This is a genomic window from Glutamicibacter sp. NPDC087583, from assembly GCF_044743685.1.
In the GTDB taxonomy this organism is placed as follows: Bacteria; Actinomycetota; Actinomycetes; order Actinomycetales; family Micrococcaceae; genus Glutamicibacter.
Genome location: NZ_JBIUWY010000003.1, coordinates 139537 through 160959, shown reverse-complemented (window position 1 = coordinate 160959; position 21423 = coordinate 139537). Strand labels below are relative to the sequence as shown.

General features: G+C 56.4%; 22 protein-coding genes. 11 read left to right on the top strand and 11 right to left on the bottom strand.

The features are described 5' to 3' along the window. The first annotated feature begins 31 nt into the window (after positions 1-31). Both ACIOU9_RS09915 and ACIOU9_RS09910 read left to right on the top strand, forming a co-directional pair. A complete protein-coding gene (locus tag ACIOU9_RS09915; RefSeq protein ID WP_402696799.1) occupies positions 32-661 on the top strand; it encodes an isochorismatase family protein in 630 nt (209 codons plus the stop codon). A gap of 147 nt (positions 662-808) precedes the next feature. Next, entirely contained in the window at positions 809-1246 is a 438-nt protein-coding gene (locus ACIOU9_RS09910) for an OsmC family protein (protein WP_208294306.1), read from the top strand. Positions 1247-1374: 128 nt separating this feature from the next. On the opposite strand, the gene ACIOU9_RS09905 is transcribed toward ACIOU9_RS09910, so the two are convergent. Then, positions 1375-1782 (bottom strand): nuclear transport factor 2 family protein, encoded by a 408-nt coding sequence (locus ACIOU9_RS09905; protein WP_133834998.1) that lies wholly within the window; start codon positions 1780-1782, stop codon positions 1375-1377. Here ACIOU9_RS09905 and ACIOU9_RS09900 point away from each other — a divergent pair. Continuing rightward, positions 1669-2265, top strand: a complete 597-nt coding sequence (locus ACIOU9_RS09900) for a winged helix-turn-helix transcriptional regulator (protein WP_402696797.1) — start codon at positions 1669-1671, stop codon at positions 2263-2265. The genes ACIOU9_RS09905 and ACIOU9_RS09900 overlap by 114 nt on opposite strands. A 138-nt stretch (positions 2266-2403) precedes the next feature. Here ACIOU9_RS09900 and trxA read toward each other — a convergent pair whose 3' ends face one another. From trxA to ACIOU9_RS09885, 3 genes are all read right to left on the bottom strand, one after another. Next, the gene (gene trxA / locus ACIOU9_RS09895) at positions 2404-2730 is read right to left on the bottom strand and encodes a thioredoxin (protein ID WP_402696796.1); all 327 of its coding nucleotides are present in this window, start codon (positions 2728-2730) and stop codon (positions 2404-2406) included. Positions 2731-3354: 624 nt separating this feature from the next. Further along, positions 3355-4146, bottom strand: coding sequence for an IclR family transcriptional regulator (locus ACIOU9_RS09890; protein WP_402696794.1), 792 nt, complete (start codon positions 4144-4146; stop codon positions 3355-3357). Positions 4147-4471: 325 nt separating this feature from the next. Then, positions 4472-5044, bottom strand: a complete 573-nt coding sequence (locus ACIOU9_RS09885; RefSeq protein WP_402696792.1) for an OsmC family protein — start codon at positions 5042-5044, stop codon at positions 4472-4474. 710 nt (positions 5045-5754) lie between these two features. On the opposite strand from ACIOU9_RS09885, the gene ACIOU9_RS09880 reads away from it, so the two are divergent. Beyond that, positions 5755-7014 carry a MalY/PatB family protein gene (locus tag ACIOU9_RS09880; protein WP_402696788.1) on the top strand — a complete coding sequence of 420 codons (1260 nt, stop codon included), beginning with the start codon at positions 5755-5757 and terminating at the stop codon, positions 7012-7014. A gap of 215 nt (positions 7015-7229) precedes the next feature. Further along, positions 7230-8696 (top strand): amino acid permease, encoded by a 1467-nt coding sequence (locus ACIOU9_RS09875; RefSeq protein WP_402696787.1) that lies wholly within the window; start codon positions 7230-7232, stop codon positions 8694-8696. A 544-nt stretch (positions 8697-9240) separates the two neighbouring features. Here ACIOU9_RS09875 and ACIOU9_RS09870 read toward each other — a convergent pair. After that, positions 9241-10529 (bottom strand): IS3 family transposase gene (locus ACIOU9_RS09870; RefSeq protein WP_402696957.1). Its coding sequence is split into 2 segments (ribosomal slippage): positions 9241-10256 and positions 10256-10529, totalling 1290 coding nucleotides; the frame shifts between segments, so codons are not numbered across the junction. A gap of 928 nt (positions 10530-11457) precedes the next feature. Further along, positions 11458-12378, bottom strand: coding sequence for an AEC family transporter (locus tag ACIOU9_RS09865; protein WP_402696785.1), 921 nt, complete (start codon positions 12376-12378; stop codon positions 11458-11460). Between the two features lie 56 nt (positions 12379-12434). Here ACIOU9_RS09865 and ACIOU9_RS09860 point away from each other — a divergent pair, with 56 nt between their 5' ends. The 4 genes from ACIOU9_RS09860 to ACIOU9_RS09845 all read left to right on the top strand — a co-directional run bounded on the left by ACIOU9_RS09860 (position 12435) and on the right by ACIOU9_RS09845 (position 15286). After that, positions 12435-12950, top strand: a complete 516-nt coding sequence (locus ACIOU9_RS09860) for a CGNR zinc finger domain-containing protein (protein ID WP_286172337.1) — start codon at positions 12435-12437, stop codon at positions 12948-12950. A gap of 664 nt (positions 12951-13614) precedes the next feature. Further along, the gene (locus ACIOU9_RS09855) at positions 13615-13935 is read left to right on the top strand and encodes a helix-turn-helix domain-containing protein (protein ID WP_402696783.1); all 321 of its coding nucleotides are present in this window, start codon (positions 13615-13617) and stop codon (positions 13933-13935) included. Between the two features lie 8 nt (positions 13936-13943). After that, positions 13944-14786 carry an IS3 family transposase gene (locus ACIOU9_RS09850; protein ID WP_402696781.1) on the top strand — a complete coding sequence of 281 codons (843 nt, stop codon included), beginning with the start codon at positions 13944-13946 and terminating at the stop codon, positions 14784-14786. 176 nt (positions 14787-14962) lie between these two features. Continuing rightward, a complete protein-coding gene (locus ACIOU9_RS09845; protein ID WP_402696779.1) occupies positions 14963-15286 on the top strand; it encodes a 4a-hydroxytetrahydrobiopterin dehydratase in 324 nt (107 codons plus the stop codon). Here ACIOU9_RS09845 and ACIOU9_RS09840 read toward each other — a convergent pair. The 4 genes from ACIOU9_RS09840 to ACIOU9_RS09825 all read right to left on the bottom strand — a co-directional run bounded on the left by ACIOU9_RS09840 (position 15270) and on the right by ACIOU9_RS09825 (position 19573). Beyond that, positions 15270-16325, bottom strand: a complete 1056-nt coding sequence (locus ACIOU9_RS09840; protein WP_332502702.1) for an FUSC family protein — start codon at positions 16323-16325, stop codon at positions 15270-15272. The genes ACIOU9_RS09845 and ACIOU9_RS09840 overlap by 17 nt on opposite strands. Then, complete coding sequence (locus ACIOU9_RS09835; RefSeq protein ID WP_105662061.1) at positions 16322-16774, bottom strand: MarR family winged helix-turn-helix transcriptional regulator; 453 nt, start codon at positions 16772-16774, stop codon at positions 16322-16324. The genes ACIOU9_RS09840 and ACIOU9_RS09835 overlap by 4 nt, the downstream gene beginning before the upstream one ends. Positions 16775-16944: 170 nt before the next feature. Then, positions 16945-18468, bottom strand: a complete 1524-nt coding sequence (locus ACIOU9_RS09830; RefSeq protein ID WP_332489047.1) for a GMC family oxidoreductase N-terminal domain-containing protein — start codon at positions 18466-18468, stop codon at positions 16945-16947. Between the two features lie 127 nt (positions 18469-18595). Beyond that, positions 18596-19573, bottom strand: coding sequence for a DMT family transporter (locus ACIOU9_RS09825; RefSeq protein ID WP_105656105.1), 978 nt, complete (start codon positions 19571-19573; stop codon positions 18596-18598). A 125-nt stretch (positions 19574-19698) separates the two neighbouring features. Between ACIOU9_RS09825 and ACIOU9_RS09820 the strand changes: the two genes are divergently transcribed. Together ACIOU9_RS09820 and ACIOU9_RS09815 are read left to right on the top strand one after the other, a co-directional pair. After that, positions 19699-20250, top strand: coding sequence for a CGNR zinc finger domain-containing protein (locus ACIOU9_RS09820; RefSeq protein ID WP_105656104.1), 552 nt, complete (start codon positions 19699-19701; stop codon positions 20248-20250). Positions 20251-20572: 322 nt separating this feature from the next. Continuing rightward, positions 20573-20881, top strand: coding sequence for a hypothetical protein (locus tag ACIOU9_RS09815; RefSeq protein WP_105656103.1), 309 nt, complete (start codon positions 20573-20575; stop codon positions 20879-20881). A gap of 16 nt (positions 20882-20897) precedes the next feature. On the opposite strand, the gene rraA is transcribed toward ACIOU9_RS09815, so the two are convergent. Then, the gene (rraA, locus tag ACIOU9_RS09810) at positions 20898-21374 is read right to left on the bottom strand and encodes a ribonuclease E activity regulator RraA (RefSeq protein ID WP_105656102.1); all 477 of its coding nucleotides are present in this window, start codon (positions 21372-21374) and stop codon (positions 20898-20900) included. Positions 21375-21423: the final 49 nt, after the last annotated feature.

Here is a 21423-nt window from a genome sequence, read left to right as displayed (position 1 = left end):
AGCATCACCCATCACATACAGGAGAGAAATCATGACCGCACCAAAACGCGCCCTAATCGTCATCGACGCCCAGCAGGAATACTTCGAAGGACTCCTCCCCATCCAGCACCCGGACCGCGATACCTCGATTGCCCGCATCGATGACGCGATCCAAGCAGCCAAGCAGGCCGGCATCCCGGTCGTACTTGTGCAACACGAACTGCCCGCCGAATCCCCAGTCTTCGCCTCCGGGTCGCCAACCTACGACAACCACCTCGCGGTCGCCGCGCACGAAAATCACGCAACACATCGCGTGCACAAAAAATTCTCCAGTATCTTTGCCAACACCGACCTCGCGGCATGGCTGCGCGAGCAGTCCGTCGATACCATCACACTGGTCGGGTACATGACCAACAACTGCGTGGTCGCATCAGCGGCCGCAGCCGAGCCACTCAACTTCGCGGTCGAGGTCCTCTCCGACGCAACCGGAGCGATCGACCTGGCAAATGAGGCCGGACGAGCCTCCGCACAGCAGGTTCACGAAACACTCATGGCTCTGCTGCACTCGAACTGGGCCTCCGTCACAGATACCGGAATCTGGACCACGGCCCTGCAAACCGACCAGGCTCTAGCCAAAAGCGATCTCGTCACATCCGCAACACAAGGCCGTACCAACGCCTGACGAGGAACTCCCAGTAACAAGTTGCAGCGTCGCCCGGCATTCGAAGAACGCCGGGACCATACTAGCCCTCTGCAAAATCGCTTTTCCAATCGCTCATCTTTCCCAGATATTGACAATCACCCCAAAAGAAACAAGGAGAAAACGATCATGGCAGGACACGCCCCAATCCCCGAACTCGTCGCTCAACGCACTTCGTCCGGCACCTACACCGTTCGCAATAGCGCCGGTGCCGAGCTGCGCATCGGGGCACCCGGTGCCGCCGGCGCATTCTCACCCGTCGAACTGCTGCAGGCCGCGCTTGCTGGCTGCGCTTCCCTTTCCGCCGAAGCGCAACTAGTAAGCAGACTCGGCGAAGAGTTCGACGCCGTCACGACCGTAAATGCGGTTTACGACGCAGAGCAGAACCGAGTGGAGGAGCTCATCACGAGAATCACGGTGGACTCATCGGAACTCGACCAAAGCGATCACGACAGGCTGGTCTCAAGCGCGGTGCGGATCATCGACAAGCTGTGCACAGTGAAGCGATCACTCAACGCCGGCATCGAAGCCACCACCGAACTTGAAAGTCAGGAGTGCGGTAGCTGACCTGCCCCTGAATAAAGTTTGCCCTAGCCGTATCATGCGAGGCATGTCCTAGACGGCTAATGGGCAACGAGACAGAGCAGCCCCGCGTCCATTAGTCGCGGGGCTGCTCTGTCGTTGACATTGCGTGCTCAGCCGCGACCCCAGAATGCGTCCTCTGCGGCTCCGTCCTCGGAGAACAAATGCACGGCGACGATCTTGCCGTCGCGGATCGTCAGTAGATCCACTCCTGCCATGTCCATCGATGCACTGGAGCGTGCACCGGTAAAGCGTACTGGGACGGCAACGAATTCGCCGTTGACCATCGCAGAACCGGTCACGGCAAGCTGGAAGCTGCCCTCGCTGGCTTCCATCATCCCGCCGAGCAGCGTACCGACGCCCTCGACACCGACATGCTCCCCGGAGAACTGGTTGGCTCCCGGCTGATGCCACACAACCTCCGGGCTCAGCTGAGCCATCGCGGTGGGAACGTCGCCGTTACCCAAGGCATCAAAATACGCGGCCGCGACTTCGGCGGGGGCGGTCTGGTTCTGGGCCATGGAATCTCCTTAATCGTGCGGTATATGGATACACTAATGGTAACTATCGGTAACCTGTTACCTCAACGTAACTGCAGAAAAGAGTGCAACATGGACGAACAGCCGCCGTGGAACGTGATGGTCGCGTCGTGCCCGTCGCGCACATCGCTGGCGCGAATAGCTAATAAATGGACCGCAATGACAGTGATCGCTCTCAGTAAGGGCCGTCTGCGATTCGGGGAGATCCGCAAGGCCGTGGACGGGATCAGCGGGAAAGTTCTGGCCGATACCCTGCGCGACCTAGAGCGCGACGGGATTGTCTCGCGGACTGCGTATGACCAGATGCCTCCACGCGTGGAGTACGAGCTCACCGACCTCGGGCAGACGCTGAGGCAGCCGCTCGAGGCGCTCGGCCAATGGGCCGAGACGCACTTCACCGAGGTTGAGACCGCCCGCGCTTCCTACGACGAGAAGTTGGCGGCCGCCGATATCGCGGTGAGATGACACCGGATGCTGGGTGGGCTTCCACTCGTGGGATCAATCCAGTCAGATCCGAATCGAGTGCTTCTGGCCCCGAAGCAAGGACGTCAGAAGCCCTCGAATTTCCCTTCGAGGGCTTCTCCGGCAATACGGATTTTGGGACTAATCGCCCAGGAATGCCGATAGCCGTTCCTCGAAAGATTCCTTGGACATCGCACCAACGAAAGAACCAGCAGATTGGCCATTGTCAAAGATTCTGAAGGCAGGGATAGATGAGACCGAGTACTGCTGAGCCAGTTGTGGATTATCGTCGACGTTGATCTTGACGACCTTGATCTTTCCAGAGTTCTCCTGAGCCAACGTGTCCAGGATTGGAGCTACTGCTCGGCATGGTGGACACCATGGTGCCCAAAAGTCTACGAGGACTGGAATATCGCTTTGGAGGACTTCAGCCTGGAATGTGGACGTGGTTGCAGATTGAACTGACATGATTTTTCTTTCTGTGATGTGCAAACTTTGGCTATGGGAAGATCCTGGACTCATCTGCTGTCTATGATCTGAGAGAGGCTTTCGTTAAGGAAAGTCTGACGGCAATTGGCAGGCGTCTTGGTGTTATCGAAATAGCGCGGGTCCTAGGGCCGATAGCAATCGTGCGCAATTTGAAATGGTTCTCGACCAATACGTATGCGGCCCCAAATGTAGCTAAAGGAAACCGTGGAAAGGCCACAAGGGCGCTATATCGTATTTGAGTTTCTCATCGGTCATATCGAAATCTACACGGTGCAGTACTTGTGCTCTGCTGCATGACGTTTCAGGCTGGTCTATCGCACGTCAAACACCATTAAAACTCGTTAACTTGCTGACGCCAGCGAGGAAAGAACAACAAATGATGTCCCGGGTGGGAGTAACCAAACGGCGGATGCAGGACTCGGCATTCCTCAGCTGCTCCGCATGTCGATCATGGCCTTGGATGAATTCTTCCTACCCAAAGAATCACAGGAATTGATTCCCTCAAACATCAAGTCCTGGGTTGGCCTGCTAAAGGACAGGAACATATTCTGCAGAGATCCTTAAATTAGATCGTCTGCGAAGCATAGACCAGTTGGAATAATCTTACAGAGCAGACGAGAGGAGCCGGCGAACGTCTGACTGGCCAAATTCAGAATTGATCATTTTGAACTTTTCAGACAGCTCAGTTGCCTCTTGTTGCATCCAACGAACGAGTTGCGATCTACGGGGTTCTTCCAATCGGGCATCAATGGCCTCCAGCGAAATGGCCGCGACGGCTGCCCCGTCTGCCCCAAGGACTGGTACACCGATGCCACCGGCACCATCGATCCATACTCTCGGAGCGGTTGAGTAGCCCAGTTGTTGAGACTGTTCAATAAGGAAGGGCAGCTTCGCAAAATCCTGGTTTTGACTCAACCCGTCCTCATTAGAGGCGCCCAAGATCAATTCTTCGATGAGGTTCTGGGGTTGCCCGGTCAGCAGTGCGAGACTACCGCCACAGGTCCCCAGCGACCGATAGTCACCTACGCGGATAAGCGTAGTTTTAATCGGGTAATCACCTACGTGACGGTCGATGCACAACGCTTTGTCGCCGATTCGAACAACAAGATACAGTGTGTCACCAGTGAGTTCCGCGAGGCGTTCCAAATGGGGTGTTGCCAAATCGACAATGCCATGACGATTAGAAGCCCTGATGCCGATTGGAACAAGGGGAAGCCCGAGATAGTAGACGGACTCATCCTCCGACAGCTCAAGCCAACCCAAATTGACCAGCGTGCCGAGAATCCGATGTGTCGTGGTTTTTGACAATTCCGAGTCGTTGACGATGGTAGTAAAACGGCATCCATCTACCCCAGCATCGGCAACAACCTGGATAATCCGGGTTGCGCGCTCCACACTACGGACACTCTCAGACTGGTTTTCTCCCACTTACTGCCTACTCTCATTGGCTACACATGGCTAACGAACAGGATACCCCGATGAAAGATATACATTTAGCCTACTTCAATCCTGATCTCTCGGCTCGAGCAAGGTACTACAAACCAGCCGTCGGCTCGGTCCTATCTAAACCGGAAGGATGATGTCCGAACCGACGGCAGCGTTGATAATGCCTTACTTTACGAAGATTAAGAGCAGACCGTGTGTTTTTGCTCGAAGACCGAGTACTTGTTCAATTTTTGAAGCACGTCACCACTTCAATCCCAGCGCTCCTTCTAGAACCCTAAAGTAGGGTGGTGACGACATCCACCGGACGAGCCAACGTGTCACGAATGGGCGATCGACGTTCGACAACCGCGACGAGTTCAGCCAGCTGCTCGCGGCTTGCCTCCGGAGCATCAATGTCAACATTGATGCGGATCTGGCTTGCTCCAGGGTGCTCTTCGGGAGCAATTTCCAAGAACGATGCTACATCAAAGTCACCTTCCACCTGCACGTTGAAAGCACGAAGGGTGATTCCAGCGTCAGCCGCTTTCATGGCGAGGCTTGCCGTGTAGCACGCAGCAAGTGCTTGCAGGACGTATTCAGACGGAGAAACATCCGTGTCATCGCCCAAGAGTGCCGGCGGCTCGTCACTCTTCATGCTGAACTTGTTAACCCGTGATTCATCGCGGACACCTGCCTGAGTAATAGCTCCGGTGCCGGATTCCAGGCTCACGCCGCCGGCCCATGTGCCTTGAACTTCAAACGTGAACTTTCCAAGATTTCGATCGGCCTCAACTGCTTTGGTGGTCTGTCGCAGGACATTGACATCGATTCCTTTGTTGATATCTGACTGAGTTTCTACGAGTTCCATTTTCGCTCCCTAGGTTATTTGTGATCCGAGTACATGACTAAATGACATGGCGATAACTTGTACCCGGATACGAACCAGTAAACATGAAAACCATCCCCAGATCAACATGCAAGTTCCATTCGTGAGTATATAGTGATCAAAAATGGAACTTGATATTCGCTCGACTACGTATTTTTGCTCATATCAAGAAATTTATGGGTAAGTTATGGTTCTAAGTTCCGCTTTAGTGTAATCTTCCATTTATTCGGAAGTGACTCCCGTCACCTCTATTGTTGGCTTGAGTGTTCCATCTCGAGTATGCGGCCAGCATGAACGGTCGCATCTTTACGGGCTGGCCAAGAACTTAGGTAAATACATGAACAAAAATTAGCTCGAAAGTCTCGCTAAAGGACTCGAAGCAAGGATCTCTGGAAATGACCCTAAACGACGGCTTGCCGCTGAAACTATGGGAACGGGATATCTCGTGATTTCTTAACCGAGGGTAGGGCGAGCAAGTTTGCTGACAGCCCAGAGTCTGTTCCAGTTGCAGAAGGGAACCTAGCCTCTTTCAGACCCTTCTGATCTGAGTCTTGTCCCGAGCATGGACAGCTTATGCATGCCATGTTGAGTACCGATGTCCTGGCCCAACGAGGCGACAACCCGCGTACATCACAAAATGCCCTAAGAATAAACAAACCAACGAATATGAACTAACTTGAGGTGACCCCAAGATGCAAACTCCTTTGAACGCACTCGGTTCAGCAGAAAACCTAGTCCGCCAAGATGAAAACCCATCAAATCCGCTGGAAGAACTCAATCTGGCACAGCTGCGAAAACGAACGAGCATGAAATGGGCAGCACATCCGGAAAACGTTCTACCCCTATGGGTTGCCGAAATGGACGTCAACCTAGCTCCTCCCATTGCCGAATGCTTAAAAAAGACGGTTGACTCGGGCGATACCGGATACCCAGCGGGAACGCAATTGGCCGAAGCAGTGAAGTGCTTCGCCTCTGAGCGTTGGGGCTGGAATGGATTAGCTGTGGAACGCACCGCGATTGTTCCGGACGTGATGATGGGCATTGTCGAAGTGTTGCGACTGATCACCGACCGAGGCGACAACGTCGTAGTCAGTCCCCCGGTCTATGCCCCTTTCTATGCCTTCGTCAGCCACGATGGCAGAAATATCATCGAGGCTCCCTTGGGAGGCGACCTGCGCATATCCATGGAAAATCTGGATAAGGCCTTTGCCCAAGCCACTATCGGAGGTAAACGAGCCGCATACCTTATGAGCAACCCACACAACCCCACCGGGACCGTACACACTGCAGCCGAACTTACTGCCGTGGCCCAGTTGGCACGCGCTCACGGGGTTCGCGTCATTTCCGACGAAATCCACGCACCACTGATCTTGGCAGGTGCCACTTTCACGCCCTACCTCAGCGTCCCGGGCTCGGAAAATGCCTTCGCTTTGACTTCTGCGTCCAAAGCCTGGAATCTTGCCGGACTCAAAGCGGCGCTGGCCTATGCCGGTGAAGAAGCCGCAGAAGATCTAGCGCGTATGCCCGAAGAAGTCAGCCACGGACCAAGTCATCTAGGGATCATAGCCCACACTGTCGCTTTCAACCAAGGCAGACCATGGCTGGACTCACTGCTCCAAGGCCTTGATGATAACCGTGCATTACTGGGCAAAATTTTGGCCGAGCATATGCCACAGGTGGGCTACAAGGCCCCTGAGGGAACGTACTTGGCGTGGCTGGACTTCAGCGACATGGGAATTACGGAAGAAGCCCAAGATGGGAAGCTAGCCACCGTCGCCGAACTATCCGGGCCGGCTCAGTTCTTCATCGACCACGCCCAAGTAGCTCTGAGCTCCGGCCACGTCTTCGGAAGCGGCGGATCAGGCCACGCAAGACTCAACTTCGCAACGTCCAAGTCGATTCTCAAAGATGGACTACTACGCATGGCCAGTTCTTTGAAAGCCCTCCATTAGAGATCAGTCCATGGCCACAAAATGTGCATTCTCAAGATGAGATAGCAACCGACAATGTTCCAGTTCCGCGTTCCCCAAAGAATCCACGGCTTCCCGCAAAGGATTCACTGACTTGACGATCGAAGAAGACGGCTACTAAGTGCCGGAACCCACATCTCATTGGATTCGCAGATAAACGGTCTATCTGACCAGTGAAGTGTCCAAGAAAGGATCACATGAAAACCTCTAAAACCTCGCGGGATAGCCTAGCAGGAACGGCGAAGACCGACTCGGTCATCGAGCTAGAAGACAACGGCTATCAAAAGAACCTTACGGGACGGCAGATCAATATGATTGCCATCGGAGGTTCGATCGGCACTGGTCTCTTCCTTGGAGCCGGAGAACGATTAGAATCTGCAGGACCATCGCTGGTCTTCTCTTACGCTATTTGTGGCATCTTTGCATTCTTCATCTTGCGCGCGCTTGGCGAGCTTATTTTGCATCGGCCCACTTCTGGTTCATTTGTATCGTATGCGCGTGAATTTTTCGGAGAGAAGGCCGCCTTCGTCTCGGGATGGTTCTATTGGATCGTTTGGGCGGCAACCACAATTGTCGACATCACTGCGGCGGCAATCTACATGAATTTCTTCGGAAACTACGTGTCTTGGATAGCAGATGTCCCGCAGTGGCTATGGGCATTGCTCGCACTCATCCTGGTTCTGTCGCTTAATCTGGTTTCAGTCAAGGTGTTCGGGGAGCTCGAATTCTGGTTCGCCTTGATCAAGGTAGCTGCACTGGTGGCGTTTATGCTGGTGGGAATCTACTTCGTAGTATTTGGAACCCCTATCGATGGCCACGAAGTTGGTATTGGAATGATTGCGCAAAACGGTGGCCTCTTCCCCAATGGTCTACTGCCGATGATCATGCTGATGCAAGGAGTTGTATTCGCCTTCGCCTCGATCGAAATGGTCGGCACCGCAGCAGGAGAAACAAAACACCCTGAAAAGATCATGCCCAAAGCAATTAATTCGGTAATTTTCCGCATCGCAGTGTTCTACGTGGGATCCGTCGGACTACTTGCTCTGCTGCTGCCTTACACCTATTACAAAGCTGGAGAAAGCCCATTCGTGACGTTCTTCTCCGCAATCGGAATTGATGGAATCGATGTCGTGATGAACTTTGTTGTCCTCACTGCGGCCCTCTCCTCACTAAACGCTGGTTTGTACACGACAGGCCGGACTCTACGATCTATGGCTCTGGCCGGATCTGCACCACGCATGGCCCGCAAGATGACTCGCAGGGGCGTTCCGGTCGGAGGAATCGCTATCACCGCATTTGTGGCATTGCTTGGAGTCCCGTTGAACTACTTGATGCCGGGAGACGTGTTCGAAATAGTGCTGAGCGTCGCTGCAGTGGGCATTATCGTCGCGTGGGCAACCATCATCGCTTGCCAGCTCAAATTGCAGCGCTTATCGCGCCAAGGCAGTCTAGTCCGCCCGTCGTTTCGCCTGATTGGTGCTCCCTACACTGGGTATGCAACATTGTTGTTCCTTGGCGTCGTGCTGGTAATGGTGTTTGTGGAGTCCCCAGCTACCTTGGTCGTAACTGCTGTGTGCTCCACAATGATTTGCATCGGATGGTTTGGTTGCCGCGGGCGAATCCGATCAATTGCACAAGCAGGGTACAGCCGAGTAAAGAATTAGGGGACTTCGATAGAACACTCGGATAATAACAATTTGCCATAGCCGGCCTTCTTCAATGTGAAAACCCGAAGCATCCGGAGATCTTTGCCGGCGCTAATGATGTACTTCATGGCAAATTCGAACGCTGCGAGAGATCTGCGGCAAGAGAAAGCGACGTTCTGACAGTGCATCCGCATTAGAGCACAATACAGTTTTGGTGTTATCGAATTCTAGATAGCGTAGTAACACCTGGCTTGGCTTCAAATAATAGTTCTTGCGAAGAGCTCGGTTGAGATATCTCAACCGAGCTCTTCGCAAGAACGACGCCTGAGCCGTCAGCGTAGCCCTCCTTCACGTTCTTTGAGACTGCGTTTGCCGAGTTGGAATCCCTTGGGAAAGCCAAGCTTAGCAAGCCGTTGGTGTTTCAGTGCACCTTCGCTGCCGTGGGCTGATCGAGTCATGGGCTAGAGTCATTTTTATCGGCGGCCGAGGTATAAACTTGTGTGTTGCCATCGCAGCTCCTTACCCCTAAACCAGACACGTTCAGTATGAACCGTCCCGGAAATCATGCCGCCGTCTTATGTGCGGCTGCGTCGGGTAACGAGCCTGTCATTTCATCATAGTAGGCTCGCTCAAATTCCTCTGGAGTTTGGTGATCCAGCGAGGAATGCAAGCGATCATTGTTGTACCAAAAGACCCAGCCGAAGGCGACCTCAACGACGTCGGATTCGGTCTTCAACGCACCAGTACGGAACGGTGAACCCTTGGCCATGGTCTCGTTCTTGAACAAGCCCATCACCGTCTCCGCGGCGGCATTATCGTAAGCGTCGCCGACACTGCCAATCGACGGAACCAGCCCCTCAATTTCCAAAGTGTCGGTGTACCGGATCGAGGTGTATTGGCTTCCCGCGTCCGAGTGATGCAAAAGCCCCTTGTCAACCGGCCTTTTGCTGTGTTTTCGGCGCCACAGGGCCATTTTCAGGCACTGCTCCACGAAAGCGGTGTCTTTCACAGTGGAGGTTTCCCAGCCGACGATGGCCCGCGAATACAGATCGATCACCAACGCCACGTAGACGAACCCGGAATACACCGGCACGTAGGTGAAGTCCGTGACCCAAATCCGGTTTGGTGCCTCTGCCGTGAAGTCTCGGTTCAGCAGGTCACCGGCCCTGCGTCCGTCCTTGCCAGGGATCGTGGTGCGGGTCTTGCGGCCCCGGATCATGCCGTTCATGCCCTCGTCACGCATGAGCCGGTCAACGGTGTGTTTGGAGACCGCGGGGAAGCCGTTGCGCCGCAGCCAAGCGGTCATCTTTCGCCGGCCATAAAGGATTTCTGGCTTCGGTCTTCCTTTAGCGTCTAACACTTTGAGGCTGCGTAACGTGTCAATGACCTTCGCATCTTCAACTGCTCGCAGGGCCGGTGGCCTTGTTTTCCAGGCCCGGTAGGTTCGTGCGGCAACCTGCACGCCCTGCTCACGCAGGACGGCGCAGATCGACTCGACCGCATGACCTTCGGCCCGCTGCTCATCAACGAATCGGCAGATTAGCGGCGGCGAGGGTCGAGTTCCCTCGCGAAGAAAATTGAGGCAGCTTTCAAGATTTCGTTGGCTTCCTTCAAATCCCGATTCTCCGCCCGCAACGCCTTGAGCTCATCGAGTTCGGTAGTGGTTGGGCCGTCCTTCTCACCGGTGTCGGCCTGGGCCTGGAGCACCCAGCGACGCAATGATTCGGGACCGACATCCAGCTTCGGAGCCAGGGCCTTGCACGCTGCATAAATGGAAGGGTACTCGGAGAGCCGGTCCACAACCATCGCTACGGCGCGTTCACGAACTTCGGCAGGGTATTTCTTGGGCATGGTTGCTATCTTTCTCTCGAAAGACAGCGGCATCAAATCAGGGACGGTTCATTCTACACAGGCGACTTGCAGGTTTTACGGTCCGGCAGGCATTTATGCTGCTGGGAGCTGTGCATCATGTGGCTGATAGCTTAGACCGAAATTGCGGGCGAGTTCCTAGGGCACCGTCGAAACTGCTCGGGGCACCGCTCTGTAATCGGACACATCGCGGTATTGATTGTGAAAAGCCCACAGAATCGCTTACATGCAGCTGTCACAAATCGATTTCGTCAGCAAGGCAAGGTCCGAAAAATGAAAAGCGAATACTGTCCCATCGACTAGAATTTAGCTAGTCACGCCTATTTTTCTTCCATGAAACGAGGATCCAAGTGGATGCGACGGCTGTTCGACTTCCGAATGCTGAGGTCCCATTTATAAGCCCTGCGGACGTGGACCCGGCAGTTGTGATCAGTAAGTGACGCGAAATTTAGGTGCCGCTGGTTCTCAAATACTCCTCACGCTTCCCGCCGTGACTTCGATCATCTCCACTGCGGATTTATATGCCATTTGAAATCAAACGTCCACGATGATGCCAGGCTTCCTTCGTGCAATCGAGGCAATCTTCGTCCGGCTCAATGCAGCTCTGATCCTTCCCGCTCTGGGGTAGTTGCTTTTTATGGTCATAGGCAGGGGCATCCAGGGATTCGGAGTGAAATCGTGACCCATAGATAGTATCTACTGAGGTTGAGCCTAGGTCGCCACCTTGGAAATGTTTTCGATTCGGCCCAAGGAATGCAGAAATTGTTCGTAACCGAAATCTTGAATGGCGACGGAGGATTTGCCATGCCTCGGGCATTCTTGGTGCTACTCCCCCGTCAAGTACAACTCGCAGGTTTTGAGAATGACCCCGAGTTTATCGGATAGCGGATGGCTGGCCACGACACGGAAACTAAAATGTAAAGTGGTTGGCGATCGCGACCATTAGGGGAATCGTTCCCAGAGCACAAATGGTCTGCGTACCAGTGATTGCGGCAATCAGGCGTGTGTCTCCACCCATGCGGGCTGCCAGAACGTTGGCGCTCGGGGCAGTTGGCACAGCGCAGATCAAGACGATGGCGGACAAGCTGGTCCCCGTCACCCCAAGGGGGATTGCGATCGCCATTGCTGCCACTGGAAGGATAGCCAGCTTCAGGATTGTTGCGATGCCAATATCGAGCACATCGCGCCAGCGGAAATTAAAGCTCAGTGCTGCTCCGGCAATGAGTGTTCCGCACACCAGCGCTGGAGCGGCGAGCATGTTGAGCGTGGATCCCAGAAATCCCGGCAAGGGTATAGACAGGGTATTAATCAATAATCCACCCGCACACGAAAGGATTAGTGGATTGAACATCAGTTCCTGCCATAGCCGGAGCTTACCGCCGTAGCGCTGCTTTGCCCCATAGACGGAAAGTGCGCTGACGCAGATGATGTTCACCAAGGGAACAACGACCGCACAAGCAAGTGCAAAGCTGGCAATACCGGCAGACCCATGAAGCGCAGACACGAAAATCAGACCGATATAGGTGTTGATGCGGATTGAACCTTGCACAAGAGAAGTTAATTGCGGACCGTTTGCGCGAACAAGCTTACCCAATCCTAAAGCGAGCCCGGCTACCGCTAAAACCGGTATCAGCAGACTGAATAGCAATGGCCCCGGCTCGATGATGGAAAGATCGGCGCTCCCGATGCTAGTAACAAACAAGGCCGGTGTAAAAATCCAGTAGCTCATCCACGACAAACCCTCCCAGAATCCTCCCTTGTCAGGGAGGTATCTGCGCAGAAATATCCCTGCGATGAGGATTAGTAGAATAGGAAAAATTGCGGCGCTCACGACATTCACACCCTTGACTATGGTGCAATGGGTTAGTGCATTTCAACCATGACAATATGACTGGTTCGCTCCTTGCCGCCGACTTGGTGACTTTACTGGGCCGCGGGTGGGACATTCAGCATCTGCGAGAGCTCTTGTCCAATCATGAGATTCGTCAGATCACACTCACCACGGAAAAATCCCAGCAAATACTTGCGTGGGCAACGCTTCTCGAGCCAGCCTTCACCGCTGAGAGCGTAGATGCGCGCCTGGAGTCGATCAATATCTTGCTAGCGAAAGGTGCAACAAAGACCTATGTGACAGCCCACGATGGGTTGCGACCCCATCTGCATTTTGCTTCCGAGGATCAAGATCTCGTGGCGCGAGTCAAAGCCGTCACCGCGGGAGGTCTGGCAATTTTCACCGTGGAATCCGGAGGCCAAAGGCTAGGTACCTGCCAGAGACAAGGTTGCACCGTTGCTTACGTCGATACCAGCCGCAATGGGTTACGCACCTATTGCTCCGCTCGCTGCGGAAACCGAGATGCCGTGGATCGCCACCGCTCCAGCTCCAGAAGAGATTCTCAACATTAAGTAAGCCGAGCTCAAAACCGGACAGTTTCAGCTTAGCTAATTAAGCAAACCACCGTTCTATATGGTCTCGTATAAACGCGAAGCTGCACAAAGCAGCGCGCTCTTCTTCTTTGAGGTTCTCATTTGTGGAAGGCGTAATGACTACACAACGCAGTATGCACTAGACCATTAATGCTAAACAGTGGTAACAACCTAACCTACGGAACAAGGACATCCTCAGATCAGAAAGTATTACCCGATGTTCAACACCTCGCCGCAGCCTCAGATTGAACTGACCGCAGAAAGCATAACTAAGCCGTTAGGCCTTGAGTAGAAAAATTCAAATCATTCCTGCTTCAGGAAGGGCAATTGCCCAGGCAACAAAATTCTCTAGACCTCTCCCCCCTGTCCAGTAGCACATCTGCCAGAACCGTTAGATTTGAGACGATGGATAATAGCCCCGGAATGAACTGCTCCCCGAAAGTTGGACTGTAAAAGTCAACAACTTTAGGGGAGCATTTTCATGCACGCACGAAGCACACTATCCGAGTACCAACGCGAGCAACTCGTGGAACTCTTCGAGCAAGGCTATGGATATAGGTCTGTGGCATCAGTGATTAAAGTCGGTACATCCGCGAGCAAGCGCCTCTACAATCAGTGGCGGTTACATGGCAGGCTATGCCTCATGCAGAAACCAGCAAAAAAGCAGTATTCCTTCGAGACCAAGAAGGAAATCGTTGACCGGTTCCTTGCAGGTGAAACTGCCATGGAACTTGCCGCAAAGTTCAACGTCAGTTCCGACGTGTTGGTTGCCGATTGGGTGCGGTTATGGCGAAAAGGCGGCGACGACGCACTGATGCCCAAACCTAAAGGACACCCAAAAGGCTCCGTACCTAAATCGCCTTTGAGCGAAGAAGACAAGCTCCGCCAAGAAAATAAACGACTGCTAGCCAAGGTCGCTTACCTGGAAAAACTCCGAGACTTGAGGGATCAGGGGCATCGCTGAAAACCCAGGTGATTGTCACCCTCAAGTCAGAACACGACCTCGCAGACCTGCTGGCCGTAGCTGGCTTAGCCAGGTCAACCTATTACTACCATCTGAAGTTGATGGATCAGACAGCTCCGTATGCGGACCTCAAAGCAGCCATCACCACGTCGTTTGAGAACAGCAAACGACGCTACGGGTACCGAAGAGTCCACATGGACCTGCGCGCTCAAGGATGGGCCATCGGCATAAAGCTGGTCCGTAAGCTCATGAGAATCCTAAATTTTCAGTCCAAAGCGCGCCCTAAGCGACGCTACAACTCGTACCAGGGCGAGCAGAGCAAGATCGCTGAAAACCTGTTAGCGCGGCACTTTGATGTTGATACACCGGACACTGTTTACGTCAGTGACGTGACCGAGTTCAGGGTTGACCAGGAGAAACTGTATTTGCCTCCCATCATGGATCTGTTTGACCACAGCATCTTGAGCTACACGATCGCTTCGTCACCAACTACGGCGTTCACTAATCAGAGCTTGGCTCAAGCCTTAGGTTCGAAAGATTTCGGGAAGAAGCTGCTGGTCCATACGGATCAAGGATTCCAGTATCAGCATTGGTCGTGGAAGGCTTTGCTGCAGGAGCATGGTGCGGTGCAGTCCATGTCTCGTAAAGGGAACTGCTTCGATAACTCGGTCATGGAGAATTTCTTCGGTCATCTCAAGTCGGAGATGTTCCATGGAGAGCACTTCGCAGATTTCGAGGATCTCAAGGTGGAGATTGAGACGTACATTGATTGGTACAACGTCAGTCGGCGTCAGGAACGACTGAAGGGTATGACGCCGATGGAATATCGATGCCATACCCTTGCAGCCTAAGCAGGACTATTATTTAGCTCGTCCAACTTTTGGGACCCAGTTCACATCGCCAGATGCCGGGGCCAAACTGCATAGTCGCTGGGATCGCTACCGCGATCGCCGGGGTCGATGCGATCATGATGGCAGGCAGCAACCACTTGCATAGTCCGACCCGCTGCCGCTTGGAGGAGAGAACCATGGCATCAACCGGTCCGTTACCGCGCTTCGAATTCGATCAGAGGCTGGGCGCCTTGCCTGATTGGAAGCGTGATGACTTGGGTTTGCGGGCCGCTTACCGTTTCGATTGCGCGAGCACGGCCTTGCAGTTCATTGTCCAGGTAGGCCTGCGCGCCGAGCAGGACAACCGGCATCCGCACCTGGAGTGGCGGGTTACCATCGTCGAGCTGCGCCTAACGCACAACCAGCCCGAGCATCTGGGAACACTGGACCTGGAATTAGCCCGCCATATCTCCATCGAGGCCGTCAAGCTCGAAGCGCAGGTTGTCACCGAGCACTGGTAGCCCCCGGCGTTCGGCCTTGGCGGCGGCGGGCCACCAGCAGCGAAATGGCGATGCTCTGCACCGCACCCACCAAAGCGCCCAGCGCCGTCATGGAAATGCGGTCGATGAGCAGGGACGCGGCCGGTTCAGGGCTGACCAGGTGGACCATGAGCAGTGCGGTGACCGTCATGAATACCATCCCCACCGCATAGTTGCGCAGAATCACCAGCTCGATGACGAACTGCGAGGCCAGCGCAGCGGCCAGGATTACCCAGACCGGGGAATCGAAGGCGAAAACTATTGCGGTCAGCGCTACGCCAATGCAGGTGCCTGCGCAGCGCTGCAGCCCGCGGGCTACCCGCGCATAGGCATCAGCGCCGGTGACTGCGGCGATCGCGCCGAGACTGGCCCAGTACCAGTGGCCGTCGCTGAGCAGATGCCCTGCGATTCCCGCCAGCAGCACGCCCGTGCCCATTTGGAGCGATTGGGCCATGGCCCGGCGCGAGGGCGACCAGGCGTATCCGGAGCGCAGGGTATGAAGCAGGTTGGCTTTGCGCATCGACAGGCCAAGCATCAGCAGCATGCTGAAGGCCATTGTTCCGCCGCCGGCCAGCAGCACCCCGGTGAAGCTTTGCGAAGTGGCCGGGATGCCCAGGCAGGCGCCGCCGGCGAAGACCGCGAAGACCGGTCCCGGCGGCATCCAGCGCGTGGCATGGGAGACGTAGTTGGCGCCAAAACCAATGAATGCCAGCACGAGCACGCGTACCGGGAACGGTGCCTCGATGAGCGAAAAATAGGTGCCCAGCAGCATTGCGGCCAGTTGCACGATACCTGCCGAGAGCTGCTGCCAGAAACGCGGCGCGTACGCGTCGAAACGGCCGAAGACCGCGCAGAAGGCGCCGAACGCTGCATACATTGCCCAGTCAAGGCGGCCAAGGCCGGCCAACAGGATCAGCGGCGCGGCCAGGCTGATCGTCGCCTTGGCTGCCGGGATGAGCGACGGGCGGTGAGGGGCCACGACGACGCTGCGCTGCACTATTTCTTCTAAGTGGCGCTTCACTGGCGTGCCTCGCCGTCCTGCGTAGCGACCAGCTGCAGCAAGGCGCGCAGCTGCTCCCGCTGCGGCTCATCCAATGCGCCGAAGACCTTGGCTTCGTTATGCGAGGCAGCCTCCATCGCCCGGGCAGCGAATTTTCGGCCCTCGGGAGTCAGCGTGATGACGTTGCGGCGGCGGTCCTCCGGATCAACTTCGCGTTCCAGGATCCCACGGCTCGACAGCTGATCGAGGTAGGCCACCAGATGGCCGCGGTTCACATTCGAGCGATCTGCCAAGTCGTTCTGGGAGATGCCGCCGAACTCCTCCAGCGCGCAGATGATGGTGAAATGATGCCGGGACAAGGACTCGGATTCCATCAGCTCGGTGAGCTCCTGGGTGCCGATGCGTCCGGCTCGGGCGGTGAGATAGCTCAGCGAGTTCCATTGGAACTGCGGAATCCGGTGTTCGTTCATCCCTTCAAAATATCATTTCAGCTTGAAACGATTTCGCCCTGAAGCAGTTTATTCGATGTATCTCACACGCAGCTGGCGCGCGTTCCATCGCCAGCTGCGGTCCGCGGAATCGTCGTCTTTTGGAAGGTGAGGGCTCGTTCTCCGTGGCCACGGCCATATTGCGCCGCCTGTCAGAGCCGAAGATCAGCCAGGAGGAATTTGGCGCCCAGTTCGCCGATGAGGATGGCCGGGGCATTGGTGTTGCCGGTGGTGATCTTGGGCATGATCGAGGCATCGATGACGCGCAGCCCTTCCAAGCCGCGTACCCGCAGCTGCGGATCCACCACGGCCTGCGCATCCGTGCCCATGCGGCAGGTACCCACCTGGTGGTGGTAGGTCACGACGTTGTTCCGAATGTAATCCTCCAGCTGCTCATCGCCGCGTATTTCTTCGCCCGGGTAGATTTCCCTCGCTCCCCAGTCCCCGGCCAAGGCATCTTGCTCCACCATCGCGCGGCATTGCTTCATCGATACCAGGAATGCCTGCATATCCCGCGGATCATCCAGCGCATTCAAATCGATGTTCACTGGGTCATCCAGGCCGGGCCCGCCCAGGGTGATTTCGCCGCGGCTGTGCGGGGTGACGATCCCGGAGTGCAAGGTGAAGGCAGTGCCGTCGACCGGTTCCATGCCCGGGGAGTACATGGGCACGGCGAAGAAGATCGGCTGGGTGTCCGGGCGATCCAGGCCCTCGCGGGATCGGGTGAACATGTGCGATTGCGAGACGGAGACCCCGGCACGCGGGGCGGGTATCGCGCGGGTGGTGGTTTCGGCAATCACCGGTGCCAGCAGGTGGTCATGCAGGTTCTTTCCGACCTGATCCAGCTCATGCAGCGGCATGACGCCCGCGGCTTCGAGCTCGGCCACCGGGCCGATGCCTGAGCGCAACAGGATTTGCGGGGATCCCAGGGCACCGGCGCTGAGCACCACCTCATCCGCGCGCAGCTCCTGCAGCTGCCCGCCGATCCGATAGCGCACGCCTACCGCGGATCCGGATTCGAGGATCACCGAATGCACCTCGGCATCCGTGATGATTTCCATGCGCTCGCGCACCGGCTTCAGATAGGCCTTCCAGGTGTTGATGCGTTCGCCGCCAGCAACGTTGATCTGCTCCTTGGAAACGCCTTCCAGCTGCTCGCCGTTGTAGTCGGGATTGAACCGGATTCCGGACTGCACCGCGGCGTCGATAATTGACTGGTGGATCTCATCCAGCTCGTAGTCGTTGTCCACCGGCACCAGCCCATCGCTGCCGTGGAATTCGCTGGCGCCGCCAGAGAAGTTCTCGATTTCCTTGTAGATCGGCAGGACATTCTTCCAGGCCCACTGCTCGCCGCAGTCCTTGGCCCAGTCATCGAAATCCTGCGGGGCGCAGCGCACCCAGATGGTCGCATTCAGCGCGTGGGAACCGCCGAGCACCTTGCCCCGTGGCAGGTGCATCGGCTTGTTCGCTGCCCCGGCCATCGGGACGGTGTGGTAATCCCAGTCGTCCTTGCTATGCCACAGCTCGCCCATGCGCGAGAGGTCGTGGATGGCAGGGTTGGTGTCCTCGGAGCCAGCTTCGAACAAGGTCACCCGCGCCCCGGCATCCACGAGCCGGCGCGCGACCACCGAGCCAGCCGAACCTGCGCCTACGACTATGACCGACTTGCTGCCCATGGATTTTCCTCCAGTTAGGATGCCTGCGAAACTTGTTTCTCCCAGCCTGTACAGGCCAGCGGGTTTTCCCTTGGCATCCGGCGCACAACAATTGGCATCGCGTGCGCGTTTTTACCCTACGGGCCGCTTAGATCCCCTTCCGTGCCGCACGCAGTTCATCGACACGCACCAGCACCACGCCGCACACAATCAGCAGGCCGCCGAACAGCTGCACCGCACCCGGCAGCTCGGAGAGCAGCAGCCAAGCCCACAGCACCGCGAAAAGCACCTCGGTCAAGGAGATGAAGCTGGCCACCTTGGACCCCAGTTCCCGGGCGGCCATCACACCGGTGGTGTAGGAGAACACGGTGGCGATCAGGATCAGCCCGGTCAAGGCCAACCACCACGGGGTTTCATATCCAGCAAATGATCCGCTGCCGGCGGCCCACTGCATTGGAAGGATTCCCAAGCCGCCAACCAGCAGCATGGTTAGCGCGCCAACGGCCATGCCACCGGCCGACAGCATGATGGGTGGCAGCGCGCCATCGACCTTGGCGCTAATGAAGAAGTAGACCGTCAGGCCCACCGCTGCCCCCAAGCCCCAGAGCACGCCGATCGGATCAATCCGCGTGGTGCCGGTCAGATCCAGCACCGCCACCAGGCCCGCCAATGACAATAGGGTGCCGGCGATCGTTGCCGCCGACGGGCGCTTCTGGTGCTTGGCCCAGAGCACCAGCACGATGAGCACCGGAGCCAGATACTCCAGCAGCAAAGCCACCCCGACATCCAAGCGCTGCACCGCCAAGAAATAGCACAGCTGGCAGGCTCCCACTCCAAACAATCCGAAGAGCACAATCGACACCCAGTTGGTGCGCAGCAACGTCCAGCGGCCGCGCATCGCCAGGACCGCAGGGATCGCCAGGACCAGCGCGGCGCCGGCCATGCGTGCGGCCACGGCCGCAGTGGGACTCCACCCTGCTTCGAAAAGCCCCTTGGCGAAGGAGCCGGAAATCCCGAAGGCCGCGGAGGATGCCAGCGCAATCCAGATCCCCCGGGACTGGCTTTGACGCAGTACTGGACTGCCGGCAGTGGCGGCCGGAAGGCCGGAATCAGACAGGTCGCTCATGAGGATCTTTGAAGTCTTTCGCGGAGAATTTCATGCCGCCGTTAAGGGGCAAATGGGGGGTATGAGCATGACGATACGGTTAGGCTTGAGTGGCAGTCAATCTACCCAGCTTCCAGGAACGAATTATGACCTTTGCACCAGATATCGAAGCTTCATTGAAGTCCGTGGTGAACCTTCTGAATACCGAGGTGCAAATCGTGGATATGCTCTCCACCGTCGCTGATCTCGATGAGTTCCTTGATGCCGAGAATTTCGAAGGCTCCCGCGCGCACAACCAGGCAGAGCTTCGCTCCATTCGCCAGTTGCGTTCCCAGCTGAAGAACATCTGGATAGGTACCGAAGAAGAATCCGTCTTCCGGGTCAATGCGATCCTGCGCAACGCCAACGCCCAGCCTCAATTGATCAAGAGCGAATCGCTGGGTTACCACCTGCACGCCACCACCAACAGCACCCCGCTCTACGACCGCATGGCCGTGGACGCCGCGATGGCACTGGCGGAAGTGATCCGCTCCGGCGGATTGCAGCGGCTGCGGATCTGCGCCTCGGAGGACTGCGAGGCGGCCCTGCTGGATCTGTCGCGCAACCGCTCCAAGCTGTACTGCGATACCGGCAACTGCGCCAACCGCGAGCACGTGCGCGCCTACCGTGCGCGCAAAGCCGGAAAACGTATCGACTAGCCAGAACCCCGACACTGAGCACACCAAGTCTAGTTTCGTCCGTGATCGGCCAGCGCCCCTGCGCACTTCATCACCACGCTGCCATCCCAATCTCGGTGGCAACACCCCCCGGATCATTGGTTAGACAGGGGCAAGACACCATGCCGAGATTGGTCGGCCGACAGTCCCTATGATCCTCTTTTTAGGGACTATCAAAAAGATAACGGGCCAGCACGTGGCCAAAATGGCGTTGGGCGATGCCCCTCGCCTTTTACCTTGCCCGGGCCATATGATGAACACACAACCGGGATACCGGCAGTTGCAGTAGTGGAAGGGGCAGGTCATGACTCAGGAAACCCACGCTTCGGATGATTACGAGGCACGGATAGAAGCAGCTGAGAGCGGACCATTGAAAGCCGCGGCCCGCTGGGTTGTAGCTCTGGCTTCTGCCACGCTGGGCGATGCCGAGTACGAAGCGAACGAGCCCCAGGTAGTCGTGCATTCCCGCCAAGACGATTCGGTACTGCTGCGCATGACAACCTCCAGCCTCGAAGAAGCTGAGCGGCTGATCGTCCAGATCCGCGCGGATTTGGAGGCCTTGGGCACCGAGGAGTTCAAAGCGGAATGGGAAGGCGCAGGCGACAAGCCCTAGCTGGATGGGCCAGCGGCTAGTTTTCGACAAGAATCCCGTCGATATCCGCATACACCATCGCGCCCGGTCGGACCTTCACATCCCCGATGCTGATCACTTCATCCACCGAACCGTGCGAGCGCTTGACGGTTTTGCGCGGGTTGCTGCCCAGTGCCTTGATCCCGAGTTCCATCTCAGCCAGTGCCGCACGGTCGCGTACGGCGCCGCTGATGATGACCCCGGCCCAGCCATTGGCTTCGGCATTCGCGGCAATCATGTCACCCATCAGGGCGTAACGCAGGGATGCTCCCCCATCGACCACGAGCACTGCGCCATTGCCCGGGAAGCTCAGGATCTCCTTGACCAGGCCGTTGTCCTCATGGCACTTCACGGTACGTGCCGGCCCGTGGAAGGACAGCCGCCCGCCAAAGTCCTGGAATTGAGCCGAGACGGACTGCAGTGCATCCCCATGCTGGTCGTAGAGGTCGGCGGTGCTGATCGGTTCCTGGTGCATGGTGTTTCCTTCATGAGCTGCGATAGTGGTCCACCACACAGCTTAGCCC

What these genes read in the sequence shown, in the direction of transcription:
- ACIOU9_RS09905 (WP_133834998.1), bottom strand. Translation starts at nt 1,782, where the DNA reads ATGGCCCAGAACCAGACCGCCCCCGCCGAAGTCGCGGCCGCGTATTTT.
- ACIOU9_RS09825 (WP_105656105.1), bottom strand. Translation starts at nt 19,573, where the DNA reads ATGAGCGACCTGTCTGATTCCGGCCTTCCGGCCGCCACTGCCGGCAGT.
- ACIOU9_RS09855 (WP_402696783.1), top strand. Translation starts at nt 13,615, where the DNA reads ATGCAGAAACCAGCAAAAAAGCAGTATTCCTTCGAGACCAAGAAGGAA.
- ACIOU9_RS09860 (WP_286172337.1), top strand. Translation starts at nt 12,435, where the DNA reads ATGACTGGTTCGCTCCTTGCCGCCGACTTGGTGACTTTACTGGGCCGC.
- ACIOU9_RS09915 (WP_402696799.1), top strand. Translation starts at nt 32, where the DNA reads ATGACCGCACCAAAACGCGCCCTAATCGTCATCGACGCCCAGCAGGAA.
- ACIOU9_RS09815 (WP_105656103.1), top strand. Translation starts at nt 20,573, where the DNA reads ATGACTCAGGAAACCCACGCTTCGGATGATTACGAGGCACGGATAGAA.
- ACIOU9_RS09820 (WP_105656104.1), top strand. Translation starts at nt 19,699, where the DNA reads ATGACCTTTGCACCAGATATCGAAGCTTCATTGAAGTCCGTGGTGAAC.
- ACIOU9_RS09910 (WP_208294306.1), top strand. Translation starts at nt 809, where the DNA reads ATGGCAGGACACGCCCCAATCCCCGAACTCGTCGCTCAACGCACTTCG.
- ACIOU9_RS09880 (WP_402696788.1), top strand. Translation starts at nt 5,755, where the DNA reads ATGCAAACTCCTTTGAACGCACTCGGTTCAGCAGAAAACCTAGTCCGC.
- ACIOU9_RS09845 (WP_402696779.1), top strand. Translation starts at nt 14,963, where the DNA reads ATGGCATCAACCGGTCCGTTACCGCGCTTCGAATTCGATCAGAGGCTG.
- ACIOU9_RS09900 (WP_402696797.1), top strand. Translation starts at nt 1,669, where the DNA reads ATGCCACACAACCTCCGGGCTCAGCTGAGCCATCGCGGTGGGAACGTC.
- ACIOU9_RS09835 (WP_105662061.1), bottom strand. Translation starts at nt 16,774, where the DNA reads ATGAACGAACACCGGATTCCGCAGTTCCAATGGAACTCGCTGAGCTAT.
- rraA (WP_105656102.1), bottom strand. Translation starts at nt 21,374, where the DNA reads ATGCACCAGGAACCGATCAGCACCGCCGACCTCTACGACCAGCATGGG.
- ACIOU9_RS09885 (WP_402696792.1), bottom strand. Translation starts at nt 5,044, where the DNA reads ATGGAACTCGTAGAAACTCAGTCAGATATCAACAAAGGAATCGATGTC.
- trxA (WP_402696796.1), bottom strand. Translation starts at nt 2,730, where the DNA reads ATGTCAGTTCAATCTGCAACCACGTCCACATTCCAGGCTGAAGTCCTC.
- ACIOU9_RS09875 (WP_402696787.1), top strand. Translation starts at nt 7,230, where the DNA reads ATGAAAACCTCTAAAACCTCGCGGGATAGCCTAGCAGGAACGGCGAAG.
- ACIOU9_RS09830 (WP_332489047.1), bottom strand. Translation starts at nt 18,468, where the DNA reads ATGGGCAGCAAGTCGGTCATAGTCGTAGGCGCAGGTTCGGCTGGCTCG.